Here is a 17886-nt window from a genome sequence, read left to right as displayed (position 1 = left end):
CATATGAATATAGATTTTTATGACATTGAATATTTAAATAACCCAGAGCCAATTACGCTTAAAGCTGACTTTAAACAGTTTTTATTATCATTAGATGTACCAACCGTGATTGATGTAGCCGGTAAACATGTTGATAAATGTCGTGTTATTGTCACTTTATTACATGGTAATGAACCATCAGGATTAATTGCCATTCACCGTTGGTTGACTTCCTTAGGGGAATTACCGACACCGCAAACGAATATTAGGTTTATTATTTGTTCAGTAGAGGCCGCGAATGCCAGCCCGTTACTAAGTCAACGTTTTTTACCGCATGGAATTGATCTAAATCGCTGTTTTGGTATTTCACGAAATGATGGTTACTATGCTCGAGCTCGACTCATTGAAGAAGCCATTAGAGAAGTAACCCCTGAATTCGTCGTTGACTTACATAACTGTTCGGGTTCAAGTCCTGCTTTTGCTGTATCGCCGACGTTATCAATGAAAGAAATCGCGTTAACTTCATTTTTTTGCGATGCGGTAATTTTATCAGGCTTACAAATAGGCGCATTAACTGAACAAGCTTTTAGTTGTCCAACCATAACAATTGAGTGTGGAGGCAGTAATGACGAACAAGCGCATGAAGTCGCTTTTGAAGGAATACAAAACATCGCTGAATGTCCGCCAAACGTTAATTACCCACAAAAAAAATCCGTTGAGATAATTTGTAAACCCTTACGGTTAACGTTAAAAAACAATGTAGAACTAACCTATAGCCATCACTATGAAGGTGAATGTGGTGTGACGTTATTAGATAATATTGAGCAATTTAATTATGGTGGCGCTCATCAAGGTCAAATGCTAGGTTGGTTAGATTCAAAAGGGTTAAAAAATTTGCAATTATTAAATGAAGATCAAGAAAACGTTATCGACGAATTTTTCACTTTACGAGACAATCAATTAGTCTGTGCAACTCATTTGAGAATATTTAAAGCAACAACAAACAAGTTTATCGCCAAAAATGATTGTTTATTTTATGTCGTTAAACATTCTTTAGGAACCTTTGAAACGTGATAAATAGTTTTTACCTGTGATGAATAATGTTAACCTCCAGCCAAGATTGTCAGTGAAAGATATTGTCTTTGTATGGAATTAGATTTTCTATCAGCCTTCGTCATCGGTTTATTAGGTGGTGGTCATTGTATTGCGATGTGTGGAGGCATTACCACCATGCTTACGTCTGCATTACCGCAACAAATAAACAAAACCCCCTTTATATTAAGCTATAACGTAGGGCGAATATTTTCGTATTCTTTGATAGGTGCTATCGCAGGTTTAACCGGCTCACTCGCAATTAAACACTTAGGATTTCCTATTGTCACTTTAAAAATTATTGCCGGTATTTTTTTAATCTTGCTCGGATTATACATTGGTCAATGGTTATTATGGATATCAAAAGTTGAAGTAATTGGTAAACACCTTTGGCAACACTTATCGCCTTTAAGTAAAAAGATAATTCCGATAAAGAGTGTAAAGAAATCTTTCCTTTTAGGTACCTTATGGGGTTGGTTACCATGTGGTTTAGTTTATTCAACATTAACCTGGTCTTTAGCCAGCGGCAACGCAATAAAAGGAGGTTTGATCATGATGTTTTTTGGGCTTGGTACTTTACCTGCGTTATTGACGGTTTCATTTGGTTTTACTTTTATAAAGCTATTAATGCAAAATAATTATTTTAGAAAAACTATGGCGTTATTACTAATAAGTTATGGTATCTTGACGCTAAAATTTGCATATACACAAATGTTCTAATACCATACTCGAAGTGGATAATTAACTTAGATGTTAAGGAAAATATGTACAAGAATCAAAGCGCATCACAACAACATATTCATTGCCAAAATTGTAGCATCAGTGAACTTTGTCTACCGTATTCTCTTGATGAAAAAGAGTTAGAAACCCTTGATGAAATCATTGACCGGAAACGCCCTATCCATAAAGGTGAGCAGCTTTTTCAAGATGGTCAAACTATGCAGTCCTTATACGCTATACGCTCTGGCACTTTCAAAACGTTTACGGTAAACGAAAGTGGTGAAGAACAAATTACCGGCTTCCATTTAGCAGGAGATTTATTAGGGTTTGATGCCATAGCAGAGTCTGAACATCCGAGCTTTGCAAAAGCATTAGAAACTTCAATGGTTTGTGAAATCCCCTATAATACCTTAGATAATTTATCTAATCATATGCCAAAGCTTAAAAAGCAAATCCTTCGTATGATGAGCTCTGAAATTAAAAATGATCAAGAAATGTTAACTTTATTGAACCGTAAGAATGCTGAGCAGCGTCTTGCTACATTTTTATGTGCCTTAAGCGCCCGTTATCACGCTAGGGGATTATCAGCCACTGAGTTCAGGTTGACGATGACTCGCAGTGATATTGGCAATTATATCGGCTTAACGGTTGAAACAATTAGTCGCTTATTGAATCGATTCAATAAAAATGACTTAATTAAAGTTGATGGCAAGCTTATTACGATTTTAGACAGCGATAAGCTTGAAGATTGTGCTGCGCTATAGCAGCAGATCACTCTCCCACATACTTTTCCTTGCGTAAATATTTCTCAAACATCTGTAAAGTATTTGCTTGCTTAACTTTTCCTTCAATACGACCAATTTATTGATTTAAAACAATCTTCAACTATGTGTTATATAAGAATATAACTATACTGATAGTAAATCATTAACATGAGTTATTCTGGAGCGAATATGGAAAAGTATCATCAAATATTAGCAATCATAGATCCAACCACTGAAGATCAAAAAGCCTTAAAAAGAGCGATTGAATTAGCCAAACAAACTCAGGCCACCATCACAGCTTTCCTTTCGATATATGATTTTTCTTATGAGATGACTACCATGCTGTCAAACGATGAGCGTGAAGCTATGCGCAACTCGTTAATTAATGATCGTATTCAATGGTTGAATGAGTTAATTAACGTTTTACCACACGATAATATTGCAATAGATACTAAAGTAATTTGGCACAATAGACCTTTTGAACCCATTATTGAAGAAGTATTAAATAATGGCTATGACATAGTCATTAAAGGGACACATCAGCACGATAAATTAAAATCAGTCATATTCACGCCAACTGATTGGCATATCTTAAGAAAATGTCCCTGTCCTGTTTTATTAGTGAAAGATCATTTATGGCCGATGAATGGCAATATTGTCGCGGCACTCAATGTAGGCAGTGCTGAAGCAGAGCATCAATCTTTAAATGTAAAAATAACAGAAGAAGCGATCAATCTATCAAAATTGATCAAGGCAAATGTTCATTTGGTCAACTCTTTCCCTGGCACTCCCGTTAATATCGCAATTGAGATCCCTGAATTTAATGCAAACGAATACAACGAATCCATGTTAAGTCATCATATAGAAGCGATGGATGAGCATGCTCAACAGTTTGCAATCAGTAAAGAGCACACCCATGTGGAAGAAGGTTTACCAGAAGATATCATTGTCAGGCTGGCAGACGAATTAGATGCAGAATTAGTGATCTTAGGTACTATTGGCCGAACAGGATTATCCGCTGCCCTGATCGGGAATACTGCTGAACATTTAATTGATAATTTAAACTGTGATGTTTTAGCCTTAAAACCGGATGGATATGTTTCACCACTTGCCAATTAACGCTTATGTTAAAGACCATTTTATCAATGTATTAAATAATAAGTTTAATACGCAAACAAGGTAACACATTGCTTGTTTTATTTACTAGGGCCGTTTTGCTGAAATAGCAAAGCGGCTTATTTTTTCAGTAAAAATATTTATTTTTATTTTTATATTTATCAAGAAAATTAATTAACAAAAGTGATGAAAGAACTTTAACAGACTAATGTTGATTGATTCTGATGGAGACAATTTAAAATAACAGCCCAAAACGGCTCAACATCAACGTTAGATATGGTGTTGTTTGTCTTTAAAAATAAAAACACTGATCTAATTGATCAGTGTTTTACATTACCACGTAAATATTTAACCTTTTTGGTTAAATTTACGGAAAGCCAACCCTATTAAGCCCAAAGCAAAAATAGCTAGTGTTGAGGGTTCAGGAACGTCTGTTTGAGGAGAGTATGCGCCATATACAGCAGAGCCAAAATGTGCACTTCCCCCTAGAAATGTATGATTTTGATTGACGAGATCTAAAAGGTAATAACCATTAGTATAGTCATTAGCATATAAATTCCCATTGGCATCAAAAGCGATCGTTTCACTTGCTGGTGCAGACATTAAAAAAGTAGAAACTAGTGTATTAGGATCAATAACATACAATTGACCAGAGTCAACAGCAAAGATGGTACCCGCAAGAAAGGTTCCTAAAATAGTTTCTACATTGGTTGTTGCAACTGATATTCCATCGTATGAGCTATGCCCTACAAATGCTCCTAAATAAGTTGTCGCCGCATTAGAGGTATTGATACTATATAAACCAGTACTGGTAGCGCTTAACAAGTTGTTATTTAAATCAAAGGTTGCTGACTCTGAACTCCCTTGCCAAAGTCCACTGCCGATAAGTGAGGTTGAGCCATTATTAATGTCAACTGAATAGACAGTAGTACCATTTATCCCAAAAAGTGAGTTACTATTATCAAAGGCTAAGCCTAAATTCCAAAGACTCGAACCTAAAACGGTAGTTGTGCCTGTATTAGTATCAAACACGGTTAATGGTGTACCTGCACTTATGGGATCTGAACCATAAATTAATGCTGCATTTGATGTACAACTAATGGCCAATGCAAAGCTAGTAACTAAGCCTTTCAGAAATTTGTATTTCATTTGAGTTATCCTTCTAATCCCTTTTCATCAAAAATGAAAGGTATTTATGTATGGCTAAAAGTACGTTAAAAATATTAAAGTGCATAAAAGATGCCATCTCAGTAATCCACTAAGAATCATAAAGTTACAGAAGACGGAATTATTATGCTTTTACTTATGTAAAATTTCCCGACAGCACGTCCGTTCAATTTTCAGAAATGATTTATAGCGTTAATGGCTTTTTTATACACGTTAATAATGATGTTATGACTGTCAAAATGAAAAAGAATTTGTCGAATACAAGATAATTTATTTACCATAGAAAAAGAGCCACTATTGAAAAATAGTCGCTCTATATTGACGTAATAGGCTATTAAAATAACGTCTTGGTTTTCTTTGTGACTTCACCGCTATCTAGTACTATGATTCTTCGAATTAGCGTTAATAATTTCCCACCATTTGTTGCTGCTTTAAAGACTCTTCTGTTGAATCATGACTAGTTTTAAGTTTGATGACAACGCGTCGATCATAAAAACTAACTTCTTGCTGATTATTAGCGACAACCGGAGATTCTTCTCCATAAGCAAATAAGTTGATGCGTTCAGCTGTTATTCCTTTATCTATTAAAGCATGTTTAACCGCATTGACTCGAGCAATTGATAAGGCATGGTTAAGCGCTTCGTTACCTTGTAAATCGGTATAACCTGATAAATCAATCATCAATTCAGGCGCTTGCTTGAGTAAACTCACTAACGAGTCAATTTGACCTTGATAATGCGGTTGAATATCACTTGACCCTGTTGAAAATTGTAAACTCATTAATAAGTTTTCAGCTTGTAATTGTGTTGTATTGTGTTGACTGTTTTGTAATGCGAGTAATTCATTTTGGTATTCTTGTTCAATCTGCTCCATTTTTCGCTGATAATTTGCTAGGGCAAGTTGATGGTTATTCTGTTCTTTTGAAAGTTGCACTACTAACTCATCTTTATCATTACTGACATTGATATGTTTTGCTGTAAACACACCTAGGATCCCTGAAACAAAAGCCCCTACTGGCCCTGCTACTACAGCCCCTAATACAAGACCACTTCCAAAGCCAATATTTTCGTTTTGTTTATGTTGCTCTGCTTTAGTCAATTCACTAGTTTTTACATCATCATTTGCCATTAAGGGTGTTGAAATTAATGAGGTTGCTACAAAGCATGCTAAGCAAGTTTTTTTTATCGTCACCTGATTTAAAGTTGAATTTTTCATAATGCCACCGTTATTGATTAGTTAGTTAAAGTTAAAATTTAAGCGTTGTCTTCGCTTCTTTGTGATGACTGTATTAAACCAAGTAAAAATGCCATTAAAAGGTCACAATAATGGCAATGCAATAAACAAATGTGGCAACAATATGGCAATGTGACGAAATTCAGGAATTTATTGATAAATTTTTATATAGTGACGTTGTCAATAAAACAGATACGTCTCAAATAACTTGAGTCAAGTCGATTTAGGTAAAGATATATAAATGTCAAAAAGAATTGCTATCGTCGAAGATGAAGCCGCGATTAGAGAAAACTATGCTGACGTACTTAGAGCACAAGGTTATCAAGTTCAAACTTATGCCAATAGAGCTTCAGCGACACAAGCCTTTAGTATTAAGTTACCTCATTTAGTTATTTTAGATATTGGCCTAGAACAAGAATATGATGGCGGCTTCACTTTATGCCAATGGTTAAGAAATTTATCGGTGACTTTACCGATTATTTTTTTAACCGCCCGTGACAATGATGTCGATACTGTGTCGGGTTTGCGCATTGGCGCAGATGACTACTTAACCAAAGATATTAGCTTACCTCATTTAACCGCAAGAATTTCAGCGTTATTTAGACGTGAAGACGCTTTAAATAAACCCACTGAACAAGATCATTTACTCACCGTCAATGATTTAACCATCGATAGTCAAAGAATGACGGTAAAATGGCAAGATAAGCTAATTGATTTAACAATAACAGAATTTTGGATGGTTTATGCCTTAGCCAAAACTCCTGGTCATGTTAAAAACCGCCAACAACTGATGCAAGATTCTAAAATTTATGTTGATGACAGTACAATCACCTCACATATTAAACGGATCAGGAAAAAATTTAATCTTCGTGACAAAGATTTTGACTGTATTGAAACGGTTTATGGCATGGGTTATCGATGGGAGCAAGGAAACACAACAAGTGTCAATAACAAGGTAACTTCTCAAGTATGAAGTTTAGGTTTGGTTTACGCAGTAAGTTATTATTACTTTCATCCTTTTTAGTCGTTATTCCTTGGTTTGGCTATCAATATGTGTGGGAGATGGAAAAATATTTAAGGTTTGGTCAAGAGCAAACCATTATTGGCACTGCACGCGCCCTTGCCACGGCATTGCATGAGCGCCCCAATCTGTTTAATAACCAAGCGAGCTTTTTACCAAGTGTCGAAAAAGGGAAAGATTTATATGGTTATCAACTGAACCATCCAATAAATTTAGATGGCAGTCACCAAGATTGGCCAAACTATCTCGCTAAATCGCATTATTACGGTGTTAATAACCAAGTGACCAATAGCGATTCCAAAGCAACTTTACCGCTTGAAAAGCTCTCAAATAATTACACAGCAGCCGTTGGCAAATATGATAAGTATTTGTATTTTTTCGTCAGCGTTGTCGATGATAAAGTCATTTACCGTGATAAAAACGCCCGCAGTATTAATCTGAATGACCGTTTAGAGCTGGCTTTCACAACTCCTGAAGGTAAATTTCAACGCTATCTTGTCGCAAATAAGCAAGCTGGATGGTTAGATATCTTTCAAATACAAAATGACGATCTTACTCCTCCAACCCCGGCTCTGTTTATCCAAGGAAAATGGCTTGAAACGACCCAAGGTTATAATATTGAGTTTCGGATCCCGTTAAAAAATATTAGTGATAATTTAGCCTTTGCTATTCACGATGTTGATGAGAGGTTTGGACAAACAAACAGTATTATAGCCAGCGCGAATACAGCCAATAAAGATTCGTTAGGCACAATACTCGTGCCCTCTCCAGAAATAGAACGTATTGTTAAAGGCATGAGTTACACCAATTCAAGTGTATGGGTTGTCGACCAACATCATCGCGTACTCGCCAAAGCAGGCGATATTCAACAGGCCAATGGCCTTTGGCAAAAAAATAAAATTAATCAAAATCAAGAAGATTGGCGTACCGAGTTACAATCTTTATTGAAACCATTATTTAACCGATTATTAACCCAACCACCGAAAGCATTTATTGATCAACTTTATGATGCCCAAAACCTGACAGGTAAACATATTGAATCCGCCTTACAAGGTATTCCGCAGTCTCAATGGCGACTTTCCAGCGATAATAAAGCCGTTATTTTAACCGCAGCGTATCCAATTTATTTTGGTAATAAAGTCCATGGTGCTGTTATTGTTGAAGAAACCAATAATGGTATTCGCACGGTCAGAAACCAAGCACTGGAAAAATTATTTACCAGCATATTAGCCATCATGCTTTTTGGTATTATGGCATTCTTTTTTTTCGCAACTAGGATCTCGAATAGGATCAGAGCTTTACGTAATCAAGCTGAGCAAGCCATTGATGAACACGGCAGAATTAATGAAGTGATGATCGCATCAACGAATAACGATGAAATTGGTGATCTATCACGAAGTTTTGCCACCGCGGTAAGTCGATTAAGTCAATATAACCATTATCTGGAGAACATGTCTTCTCGGCTTTCTCATGAGTTAAGAACACCGATTGCTGTGGTTAGAACATCATTAGAAAATTTAACCTTGCAAAAACAACAATCTTCTCATTCAAATGCTTATATTGAGCGAGCACAACAAGGACTAAATCGACTCAATTTAATTTTAACCAATATGAGTGAAGCAACCCGATTAGAACAAATGTTAAAAAATACCGACAAAACTAAGTTTAATTTTTATCAGGTTTTGAACGGCTGTTTACAAGGTTATCGTCAAATTTATGAAAACTATCAATTTCTAGCTAACTTCCCCGATAAAAACGTTATGATGGTGGGCTCTCCAGAGCACATTGCTCAGCTTCTTGATAAAGTAATTGGTAATGCCGTTGAATTTAGTGAAGATAAAAAAATAACCTTAGCGGTAGAAGATAAATCGAATGTTTTAATTTTACATATTAGTAATAATGGCCGTTACTTGCCTGAAGAAATGACAGAAAGGTTATTTGACTCGATGATATCAATCAGGGACAACCATCAAGATCTTGATGAATTAAGTGAAGAAAATAAAAGACCACACTTAGGTTTAGGACTTTATATCGCAAGGTTGATTTGTCAGTTTCACCAAGGTGAAATAAAGGCTAATAATCATCACAACCCAAAAGGTGTCACGATAACGATCACTTTACCATTAGTGAAAACTTAAACCATTAATCCGATTCAATAACCATTATTGTGATCGTTAAAAAATTTACTCAATACCAATGTATTTATGTACTTGAATAGATAAGCGCCAATTATTTTCAATGCAAGTTTTAATAGCTAATTGTGTTGCTCGTTCTTTTTGACTAATAGGTTGTAAATATATTGGCTTTGCGGTCACCGCATGATCAACTAATAATGCTTTTAAATCATCAATATGCTGCTCGGTAGCGACAGGATGTTTGATCTCATTGGCTCTTTGCATCGCCGAAGTCAATATTTTATAACCGCCTTTCATATTGACTTTTGGCGACACCGTCACCCAACAATTTTCTGTGGTTTGTATTTCAAAGGTACCTGAGGTTTCAATCTGGCAACTGTAACCTTGCGCTTCAAAGACAGTGCACAGTGGTGTTAAATCCACCATACATGGCTCACCGCCGGTAATGACAATATGTTTTGCTTGAAAACCTTGACGATTAAAAATTGCCAAGATATCTTCGCTTGTTAATGCCGCCCAATGATCAGACTCCGCCGTTTTATTGATCATCACTTGTTGATCTACTTCATCTGATAAATTAATTTCCCAAGTATGTTTGGTATCACACCAAGAGCAGCCAACAGGACAACCTTGTAAACGTAAGAAAATAGAGGGTTGACCAGTAAAAGCCCCCTCACCTTGAATTGTTTCAAATAATTCGTTTATTTTGTATTTTGTCGTCATAATAGCGTTCTTTATTGCCTATTTATTGCCGAAGAAATTTCAAGTAAAATGCGCAAGTTTTCTATTATACCCCAGAGAGTCCAAACATGAGCAGCAAAATCAATCGTAATATTAATAAAAAAGTCATTGTTATTTATTCTGGGGGCATGGATTCATTCACCGTGCTTAATCGTGCGATAAAAGACGATAAAGAGGTGTATGCATTATCGTTTGATTATGGACAACGACACGTTAAAGAATTGCAATGTGCGAGTGACGTGTGTGAAAAGTTAAATATTCCACATAAAGTCATTGATATTACGACGATTAATCAGTTATTAGCTGGTTCTTCTTTAACCGATGAAATTGATATTCCAGAAGGTCATTACGAAGCTGAAACGATGAAATCAACGGTTGTTCCTAATCGAAACATGATTTTACTTTCATTAGCTGTTGGTTATGCTGTCTCTGTTGGTGCAGCACAAGTTTATTACGGAGCGCATTCTGGTGATCATGCAATCTATCCAGATTGTCGTCCTGAATTCGTCGAAAAAATGAATGATGTTTGTCAAATTGCTAATTATGAGGCTGTGGAAATTTTCAGTCCGTATTTAACCGTTACAAAATCTGATATTTTAACGGATGGATTAAAAATGGCATTAGATTATAGCCAAACATGGACATGCTACAATGGCCGTGAAAAAGCTTGTGGTAAATGCGGTGCTTGCCAAGAAAGGCTAGAAGCTTTTCACGATAACAACGTTGAAGATCCACTAGCGTATGAAAGTTAAATTGCCATAAAAAATATAAAAGGTGTTGTAATATCAACACCTTTTATCAGAAACTAACTAAATTAGCCTAACCCGCTTAAACGAATTACGCAAACAAAGTGTTATGCAGTTTTTCCACAGTTTCATTCGCTTGCGCTTCATTCACCAAGAAACATAAATTATGTTCACTGGCACCTTGGCAAATCATTCGAACATTAATACCCGATAACGCATCAAAAATACTCGTACCAACCCCGTTTGTTTTATGAATACTATTACCGACAACAGCAACTAACGACAAGCCATTTTCAACAGACACTTCACAAAGTTGTTCTAATTCGTCAACAACAGTAGAATTTAATAACGCTTGTGTTGAGCCCGTTGGGTTATCAAATGTCATCGCCACACTAATTTCTGAGGTTGTGATCAAGTCGACACTTAATTCATGCTTAGCAAGTACCGCAAAAACTTTGGCAAGAAAACCACTAGCATGGAGCATTGCAGGACTTTTTACCGTCACCAAAGTTTGTTCTTTACGCAATGATATAGAACGATAAGTGGGTTTTGATTCCACTGTTTTCTGAATACGAGTTCCACCTTTTTCTGGCTCTTTACTGGAGCCAACAAACACAGGGATATTTTTACGCATGGCCGGAATTAAAGTGGCAGGATGTAAAATTTTCGCCCCAAAAGTAGCCATTTCAGCAGCTTCACCAAAACTAATTTCTTTGATCGCACGTGCTTGATCGGTAATTCGCGGGTCTGTTGTAAAGATTCCAACCACATCAGTCCAAATCGCTAAACTTGAAGCATTGAGAGCTTCAGCAATTAACGCAGCACTATAATCTGAGCCACCACGACCTAGCGTGGTTGTATAACCAGCTTCGTTTTGTCCGATAAAACCTTGCGTGACGATCACCTGATCCGTTAATTTTTTCTTTAGAATTTTTTCAGCACAGTCTGCCAATTGTTCAATATCAACAACCGCTTGACCATATAAACTATTAGTTTTCATAATTTGGCGAACATCAAACGCATGTCCATTAACACCAATAGATTGTAAAACTTGCGCAAAAATTACTGAACTCATTTGCTCACCAAAAGATAAAATGGCGTCTGCAATGCGTGCACTATGGTTAAGCGATTGAGCTTGAGCGTACGCGGTTAGTTCATCAATAAGCGTTAATATTTTCGTTTCTAACGCTTTACTATCTTTTAGTTCTTGAAGAATTTTAAATTGAATTTCTTTTATATTATCAATTAATTGCTTTTGCTCATCTACTGAAACATTGGCTTGACTCAATCGTACAAGATAGTTAGTGACGCCTGAGCTAGCTGAAACAACCACAACACGGTTTGTCGGATCATTTTTTATAATATGCGCACAACGAAGCATGGCTTGATGATCAGCAACACTAGTGCCACCAAACTTTGATACGGTGATCAGATTATCATCATTGTTAGAAATGACTGACATGATAAGGTCTCCCTATTTTGCTAAATCAATTTAGCTAAATTTACATCAAGGAAGAGCATGACTGAATGAAGAGATGTATTAAAAGTACAAAGCTTAACTTTTCAGCCAGAAGCTCTCCACCCTATTCTACTTGGCAATATTGCCAAACAGAGGTGACAATCCTAAGGATTCAACCTTAGTGACCGAGCAACAGACCCCACGTTTCTGTATACCCTCGGCAATAGTCTCCCTCAATAACAGTCATAGGAATGTGGTTTCCTCGTGTTATCTACCTAGCTATTGCTCCTCTTCTGGAGTGTTAAATCAAATTTAAATACCTTTAATTGAGTGAATACTTTTCAAAGCTATTCAATATTTGAGTATTTAGTCTAATTTAACAGCGGTGCAATTAAACCCCATCTGATACGATTAATCAATAACTTAATTGCCTAATTTATATTCGTAAGATAAAAAAATCGATAAAAAATATCTTGAAAATTAATTGACCTACTGAATTTATACAAAAAGCTTGATACCATTATTTTTTGCAATTTATTTACTGAATAAAAATGGATTTGTTTTTACTGAAAAAGATCATAAGTTTTTTGATCATGCCCTTAAGCCTAATATCATTATTATTAATACTAGCTTTGATTTTGTTTTATAAAAAACCGTCACTGAGTTTTAAATGTTTATTAAGCGCCAGCTGCTTATTGATATTATTATCTACGGGCTATGTTTCTGATCGGGTGATGCACCCTATAGAAAACAATTTTAAAAGTTATCAATACAGTGATAAACCTGTCGATTACATTGTTATTTTGGGCTGTGGTAACACCACTAATCCTGAGCTCCCCGCTACCTCGCAATTATTTCCTTGTTCATTGCAACGTTTAGTCGAAGCATTACGAATTTTAAAATTGCACCCTGAAGCTCAATTAATAACCTCAGGCGCTGCTTTTGACAATAATAAATCAAATGCAGTAAATGTTAAGCAAGCGGCCATGTTACTTGGGGTACCAGAGAGAAAAATTATTGTTGAAAGCTTTCCAAAAGATACTGAGGAAGAAGCTGAATTAATCGCGCCAAGGGTGAAAGGAAAACATGTTGTCTTAGTGACAAATGCTGATCATATGCTGCGAGCCTTGAATTATTTTAAACAACAAGGCGTTGCAGTAACACCTGCGCCCGCCAGTCAATGGGTTAAAAATATCGATAGTGAAAAAAATTGGTCTTACTATTTACCGAAAAGCCATAATTTAACCCAGTCAACAAATGCATGGTATGAAAGTGTCGGACTATTTGTGCAATGGTTAAAATCTGATGATTAAATTTTTTATTTCATAGAAAACAAGCATGAAGTTTAATCATCAACTTAGTTAACGTCACATTTATACAGGATTATCAATATCAATAAACTGCACGTCTAGCGATAATTCTTTTTGTAAGTAATCTCCTAAAGCCTTTGCACCATATCGTTCAGTGGCATGATGGCCTGCAGCAAAGAAATGGATATCCATTTCGCGCGCTACATGCGTGGTTTGTTCAGAGACTTCTCCGGATAAAAAGGCATCTATTCCTTGCTCAGCGGCAAGTTCGATATAGTTTTGGCCACCACCACTGCACCAAGCAATAGTTTTTATGGGTTTATTCGATGGCGGAGCAATATGCAAACACTCTCTGCCTAATTGCATATTAATACGCTCGGTTAAATTTAAGGCTGAAATCGCTTGTGAAAATTCCCCCTGCACTGCAACACTTAGTGGATTGCCAAGTTCAAGAGGGCCAGTGGTGTTTATTGCTAATAATTTTGCAAGTTGTGCGTTATTCCCTAGTACAGGATGAATATCTAACGGCAGATGGTAGGCAAAAAGATTAATATCATGTGTTAATAATGCTTTGATTCTTTGATGCTTCATACCCCGGATCACATACGACTCATTTTTCCAAAAGTAGCCATGATGGACAACAATTGCATCGGCATTCTCTTCAATGGCGCGAACAATCAACGCTTGCGTGGCCGTGACACCGGTAATAACTTTATTAATGGTTTCACTACCCTGTACTTGTAAACCGTTTGGGCAAAAGTCTTTGATTTGTTCTGGCTTTAATAAGTTATTTAAATAACGTTCAAATTCGTTTCTTGTCATTGGTAGGCACTTTATAAAAATTTCATGGTGACAATGTTAGCTAATTTGCATCAATAAAAGCATCTTATTTACACTTTTTTTGCTGCCGGGACGAATTTAATGTTGAAACATTCACCGGATTGAGTTGGGTACGTAATTTCCATTTAGGTTTAATAGGCGTTAATGGTAACACTCGTTTTTTTGCAACGATCACATAAACAGAGCCAAAATTGGGAAAAAATCGTTGAGCGAATTTTCGCCAATGCCTTGAAATAAACCCTTGGCTAATATTATTAGCTAAGGTTGAATGTAAACATTTTTCATCCATTAAAATTTCATAACCCATTAAATGTAACCAATCTTTAACTCGCATAGCCGAAAAAAAACGTTCGCTCCACGGAGAATGTTGCCGTCTAAAGGGAATAAAGCTATTAAGTCCCGCTAAACTAAATGGATTATATCCGGAAATGACCAAATAGCCGTTGGGTATTAAAGCACGGTTAGCTTCTCGAATAACATGATGAGGATCTAAGGAAAATTCTAACGCATGGCTTAATAAACAAACATCCACACTATGTTCTAAAAATGGCAGATCATCTATCTCTGCAAAAACGGCAACATTATTATCGTTAACGGTTTTTTGATGTTCTAATAAAGCAACATGGTGTTTGATAGGACACGTTTGACTATCAACGAAGCTACTCAAGGCGCCTAATTTTAATAAGTGATAACCAAAAAATTTCGGCCACCATGGCGCTAAAAGCTGATTAATTTCAGCTAAAATTAAATCCCCGTTCGGTAATTCAGACCAAGATGCCGGTGAATGAGGTTGTCTAAAAGCTAGCGCTGGTTTCATGTTTTATTCAATCAATAAGTATCAGTTAACTATAAAACTATTGAATAATGAGCACAATTATTAACGGTAAATAAAATCGTTACAATTAAAGTACTGACAGTATAATAACCATAAAGTTGTAAGGGGGCTGTTATGAATAATCAATTACCTAAAGCTAAACATATTATTTCACCAATAAAAGCATTCAAAGATAATTATATTTGGACTATTACTTCAAAGAGTAGTGAACATTTGGTGTTAGTTGATCCCGGTGATGCCAAAGTTTGTATCGAATATATAGAAAAACATAACAAAACACTCACCGCAATTTTAATTACCCATCATCATGCAGATCATATAGGCGGCATTGAAGAACTTCATCAATATTGCCAAAATAAACAGTGGCCGTTAGCAATTTATACCCCATTACAAGAAAATATCCCATTTGCGACGCAAAAATTGCAACAAGGAGATACCGTTGAATTGCCAAATATTGATTTAATATTTAACGTGATTGATTTGCCTGGTCACACCTTAGGCCATATTGCGTATTATGCAGATGATATTTTATTTTGTGGTGACACCCTATTCTCTGGTGGTTGTGGACGAATTTTTGAAGGGACACCACAACAAATGCACACTTCATTAAATCGTTTATCAGAACTCCCCGAACGAACTCGCGTTTATTGCACTCACGAATACACGTTAGCCAATCTGACTTTTGCTTTAACGGTAGATCCAACAAATATCGAATTAATTCATTATTATAACCAAGTACAAGCACTTAGAGCCGAAGACAAAATAACCTTACCCTCATCAATTTTACGGGAAAAACAAATTAACCCTTTTTTACGCTGTCATGATGAAAAAATACGAGAAAGCGTTGAAGAATATTTTGAGAGGACAATGCACTCAACACTAGAAACATTCACTAACTTACGTGGTTGGAAAGATAACTTTTAAATAATGGTAAAGTATTTAACACCTTAATCGTTACATATAATTGCTTTACCTTGTTGATCCTCATCGCCAAATAAGTGACACTAAACATCAAGAAAAAATAACTAAATTTTTATGAAATATATATCTTTTACACTTTCCGCCGCATTTACTTTAGTGGGTTGCCAATCAACAACTTACAATGATGAACAACAAACGACTAACCGTTCTGCTAACTCTATTGAAATTTTCGATAATATCGCAACTCCTGTAGATATCAGTCATGCCTTACTTGCCGATGAAACAGCAGATGTTATACACCCCGTCAATGATGTTGAGATTTCTTTAACCGACGATATCAATACCAGTGACGATATTTGGCAGCGCATTAGAGAGCAACTCACTTTCCCTGTTGAACAAAACCGTCGTGTTGTTGTGCAAAGAAATTGGTACGCGAAAAACCAAAATTATTTAGATCGAGTAGCAAAACGTGCAAAACCTTACATGCACTTTATTGTTGAAGAACTTGAAGCAGCCAATATGCCCCTTGAAATGGCATTATTACCTATCGTAGAAAGTGCATTTGATCCCTTTGCATATTCACATGGACGAGCTTCAGGAATGTGGCAATTTGTTCCAGGTACAGGTACTCGTTTTGGCATGAAGCAAAACTGGTGGTATGACGGTCGACGTGATGTTATTGCATCAACCAAAGGGGCCATCAAGTACCTGCAATACTTACATAAGTTTTTTGACGGTGATTGGTTATTAGCACTCGCCGCTTATAATTCTGGTGAAGGACGAGTGAGACGAGCCGTGAAAAATAATGCTCGCCGTAATATGCCAACTGATTTTTGGTCACTCGATTTACCAAAAGAAACAAGGGCATACGTACCAAAATTGCTAGCGTTAGCAGATTTAGTAAAGCGTCCAGCAGATTTCAACATTAAACTTTTTGAAATCGAAAATAAAAGTGTGATCACACCCGTTAATATTGGCTCACAAATTGACTTAGCGAAAGCAGCTGAACTTGCTGAACTGTCGTTGAAAGAATTACAACATTTAAATCCTGGTTATAATCGATGGGCTACCGATCCAAAAGGTCCACATTATTTAGTCATCCCTAATCATAAAGTAGAAAAATTTAAAGCGGGGTTAAAAACGCTTAGTAAAAAAGATCGCTTAGCTTGGCAACGTTATCGTATTAAAAATGGTGATAGTTTAGGAAAAATCGCGCAAAAATTTAATACCGATATTGGAGTGATTAAACAAGTAAATAACCTTAAGGGCAATAATATTCGTGCTGGTAAACATTTATTAATTCCTGTTGCAGCAAAATCATTAAATGCTTACATATTAAGTCAAGATCAACGACTTGCGAAAAAACAAAATACCCCACGAGGCAGTGAAAAAATCATTCATACTGTTGTTTCCGGTGATAACTTTTGGGATATTAGTCGAAGCTATGGCGTAAATTACCGTGAATTAGCAAAATGGAATGGAATGGCACCAAGAGATACTTTAAGGCTTGGCCAAAAACTTGTTATTTGGAAAAAGGCGAAAGTAACGAGTAACACTTTATCAAATACACAAGTATCTCCTAATGAACAAGCAATCATGCGAAACATTACCTATAAAGTTCGACGTGGTGACTCTTTTGCAAGAATTGCAGACAAATTTAAAGTCTCAATTAAAGATATTGAACGTTGGAACCAATTAAATCGCAAAAAATATCTACAGCCGGGCCAAATGCTAAAATTATCCGTTGATGTAACCAATGCGATATAAGATCAGATAGATTAGCAATGACAAAAAAGGCACGTCATCG

General features: G+C 36.1%; 16 protein-coding genes and 1 riboswitch. Of the genes, 10 read left to right on the top strand and 6 right to left on the bottom strand.

All coding sequences use genetic code 11. The features are described from left to right. Positions 1–3: 3 nt before the first annotated feature. From RM573_RS16955 to uspE, 4 genes are all read left to right on the top strand, one after another. Positions 4–1053, top strand: coding sequence for a M14 family metallopeptidase (locus tag RM573_RS16955; protein WP_311584846.1), 1050 nt, complete (start codon positions 4–6; stop codon positions 1051–1053). Between the two features lie 72 nt (positions 1054–1125). Beyond that, on the top strand, positions 1126–1791 hold the full coding sequence (locus RM573_RS16950) for a sulfite exporter TauE/SafE family protein (protein WP_311584843.1): 666 nt from the start codon (positions 1126–1128) through the stop codon (positions 1789–1791). Positions 1792–1835: 44 nt separating this feature from the next. Continuing rightward, positions 1836–2555, top strand: coding sequence for a fumarate/nitrate reduction transcriptional regulator Fnr (fnr, locus tag RM573_RS16945; protein WP_311584839.1), 720 nt, complete (start codon positions 1836–1838; stop codon positions 2553–2555). A 189-nt stretch (positions 2556–2744) separates the two neighbouring features. Further along, positions 2745–3674 carry a universal stress protein UspE gene (gene uspE / locus RM573_RS16940; RefSeq protein WP_311584836.1) on the top strand — a complete coding sequence of 310 codons (930 nt, stop codon included), beginning with the start codon at positions 2745–2747 and terminating at the stop codon, positions 3672–3674. A gap of 345 nt (positions 3675–4019) precedes the next feature. On the opposite strand, the gene RM573_RS16935 is transcribed toward uspE, so the two are convergent. After that, entirely contained in the window at positions 4020–4820 is an 801-nt protein-coding gene (locus tag RM573_RS16935; RefSeq protein WP_311584833.1) for a PEP-CTERM sorting domain-containing protein, read from the bottom strand. Between the two features lie 420 nt (positions 4821–5240). Next, on the bottom strand, positions 5241–6053 hold the full coding sequence (pdsO, locus tag RM573_RS16930) for a sortase-associated OmpA-like protein PdsO (RefSeq protein WP_311584830.1): 813 nt from the start codon (positions 6051–6053) through the stop codon (positions 5241–5243). 259 nt (positions 6054–6312) lie between these two features. On the opposite strand from pdsO, the gene pdsR reads away from it, so the two are divergent. Together pdsR and pdsS are read left to right on the top strand one after the other, a co-directional pair. Beyond that, positions 6313–7044 (top strand): proteobacterial dedicated sortase system response regulator, encoded by a 732-nt coding sequence (gene pdsR, locus RM573_RS16925; RefSeq protein ID WP_311584827.1) that lies wholly within the window; start codon positions 6313–6315, stop codon positions 7042–7044. Further along, complete coding sequence (gene pdsS, locus RM573_RS16920; RefSeq protein WP_311584824.1) at positions 7041–9230, top strand: proteobacterial dedicated sortase system histidine kinase; 2190 nt, start codon at positions 7041–7043, stop codon at positions 9228–9230. The genes pdsR and pdsS overlap by 4 nt, the downstream gene beginning before the upstream one ends. A gap of 45 nt (positions 9231–9275) precedes the next feature. Here pdsS and queE read toward each other — a convergent pair whose 3' ends face one another. Next, positions 9276–9950, bottom strand: coding sequence for a 7-carboxy-7-deazaguanine synthase QueE (gene queE, locus RM573_RS16915; RefSeq protein ID WP_311584821.1), 675 nt, complete (start codon positions 9948–9950; stop codon positions 9276–9278). Between the two features lie 86 nt (positions 9951–10036). Between queE and queC the strand changes: the two genes are divergently transcribed. Continuing rightward, positions 10037–10720 carry a 7-cyano-7-deazaguanine synthase QueC gene (gene queC / locus RM573_RS16910; protein ID WP_311584818.1) on the top strand — a complete coding sequence of 228 codons (684 nt, stop codon included), beginning with the start codon at positions 10037–10039 and terminating at the stop codon, positions 10718–10720. An 85-nt stretch (positions 10721–10805) separates the two neighbouring features. On the opposite strand, the gene lysC is transcribed toward queC, so the two are convergent. Then, positions 10806–12176 (bottom strand): lysine-sensitive aspartokinase 3, encoded by a 1371-nt coding sequence (gene lysC / locus RM573_RS16905; RefSeq protein ID WP_311584815.1) that lies wholly within the window; start codon positions 12174–12176, stop codon positions 10806–10808. Positions 12177–12277: 101 nt separating this feature from the next. Further along, a riboswitch (Lysine riboswitch) is annotated at positions 12278–12474 on the bottom strand. Between the two features lie 394 nt (positions 12475–12868). On the opposite strand from lysC, the gene RM573_RS16900 reads away from it, so the two are divergent. Next, entirely contained in the window at positions 12869–13486 is a 618-nt protein-coding gene (locus RM573_RS16900; RefSeq protein ID WP_311584812.1) for an ElyC/SanA/YdcF family protein, read from the top strand. A 60-nt stretch (positions 13487–13546) separates the two neighbouring features. Here RM573_RS16900 and RM573_RS16895 read toward each other — a convergent pair whose 3' ends face one another. Continuing rightward, entirely contained in the window at positions 13547–14305 is a 759-nt protein-coding gene (locus RM573_RS16895; RefSeq protein WP_311584809.1) for a Nif3-like dinuclear metal center hexameric protein, read from the bottom strand. A 64-nt stretch (positions 14306–14369) separates the two neighbouring features. Then, complete coding sequence (locus tag RM573_RS16890; protein ID WP_311584806.1) at positions 14370–15140, bottom strand: class I SAM-dependent methyltransferase; 771 nt, start codon at positions 15138–15140, stop codon at positions 14370–14372. Between the two features lie 132 nt (positions 15141–15272). Here RM573_RS16890 and gloB point away from each other — a divergent pair, with 132 nt between their 5' ends. Then, positions 15273–16082: a hydroxyacylglutathione hydrolase gene (gene gloB, locus RM573_RS16885; RefSeq protein ID WP_311584802.1), complete on the top strand. Its 810-nt coding sequence runs from the start codon at positions 15273–15275 to the stop codon at positions 16080–16082. A 111-nt stretch (positions 16083–16193) separates the two neighbouring features. Further along, complete coding sequence (locus RM573_RS16880) at positions 16194–17846, top strand: LysM peptidoglycan-binding domain-containing protein (protein ID WP_311584799.1); 1653 nt, start codon at positions 16194–16196, stop codon at positions 17844–17846. Positions 17847–17886: the final 40 nt, after the last annotated feature.

This window comes from Thalassotalea castellviae (assembly GCF_031846185.1).
Classification (GTDB): Bacteria; Pseudomonadota; Gammaproteobacteria; order Enterobacterales; family Alteromonadaceae; genus Thalassotalea_H; species Thalassotalea_H castellviae.
Note: the sequence above shows the minus strand (reverse complement) of the source record. Positions and strands in the feature narration are given on the sequence as shown.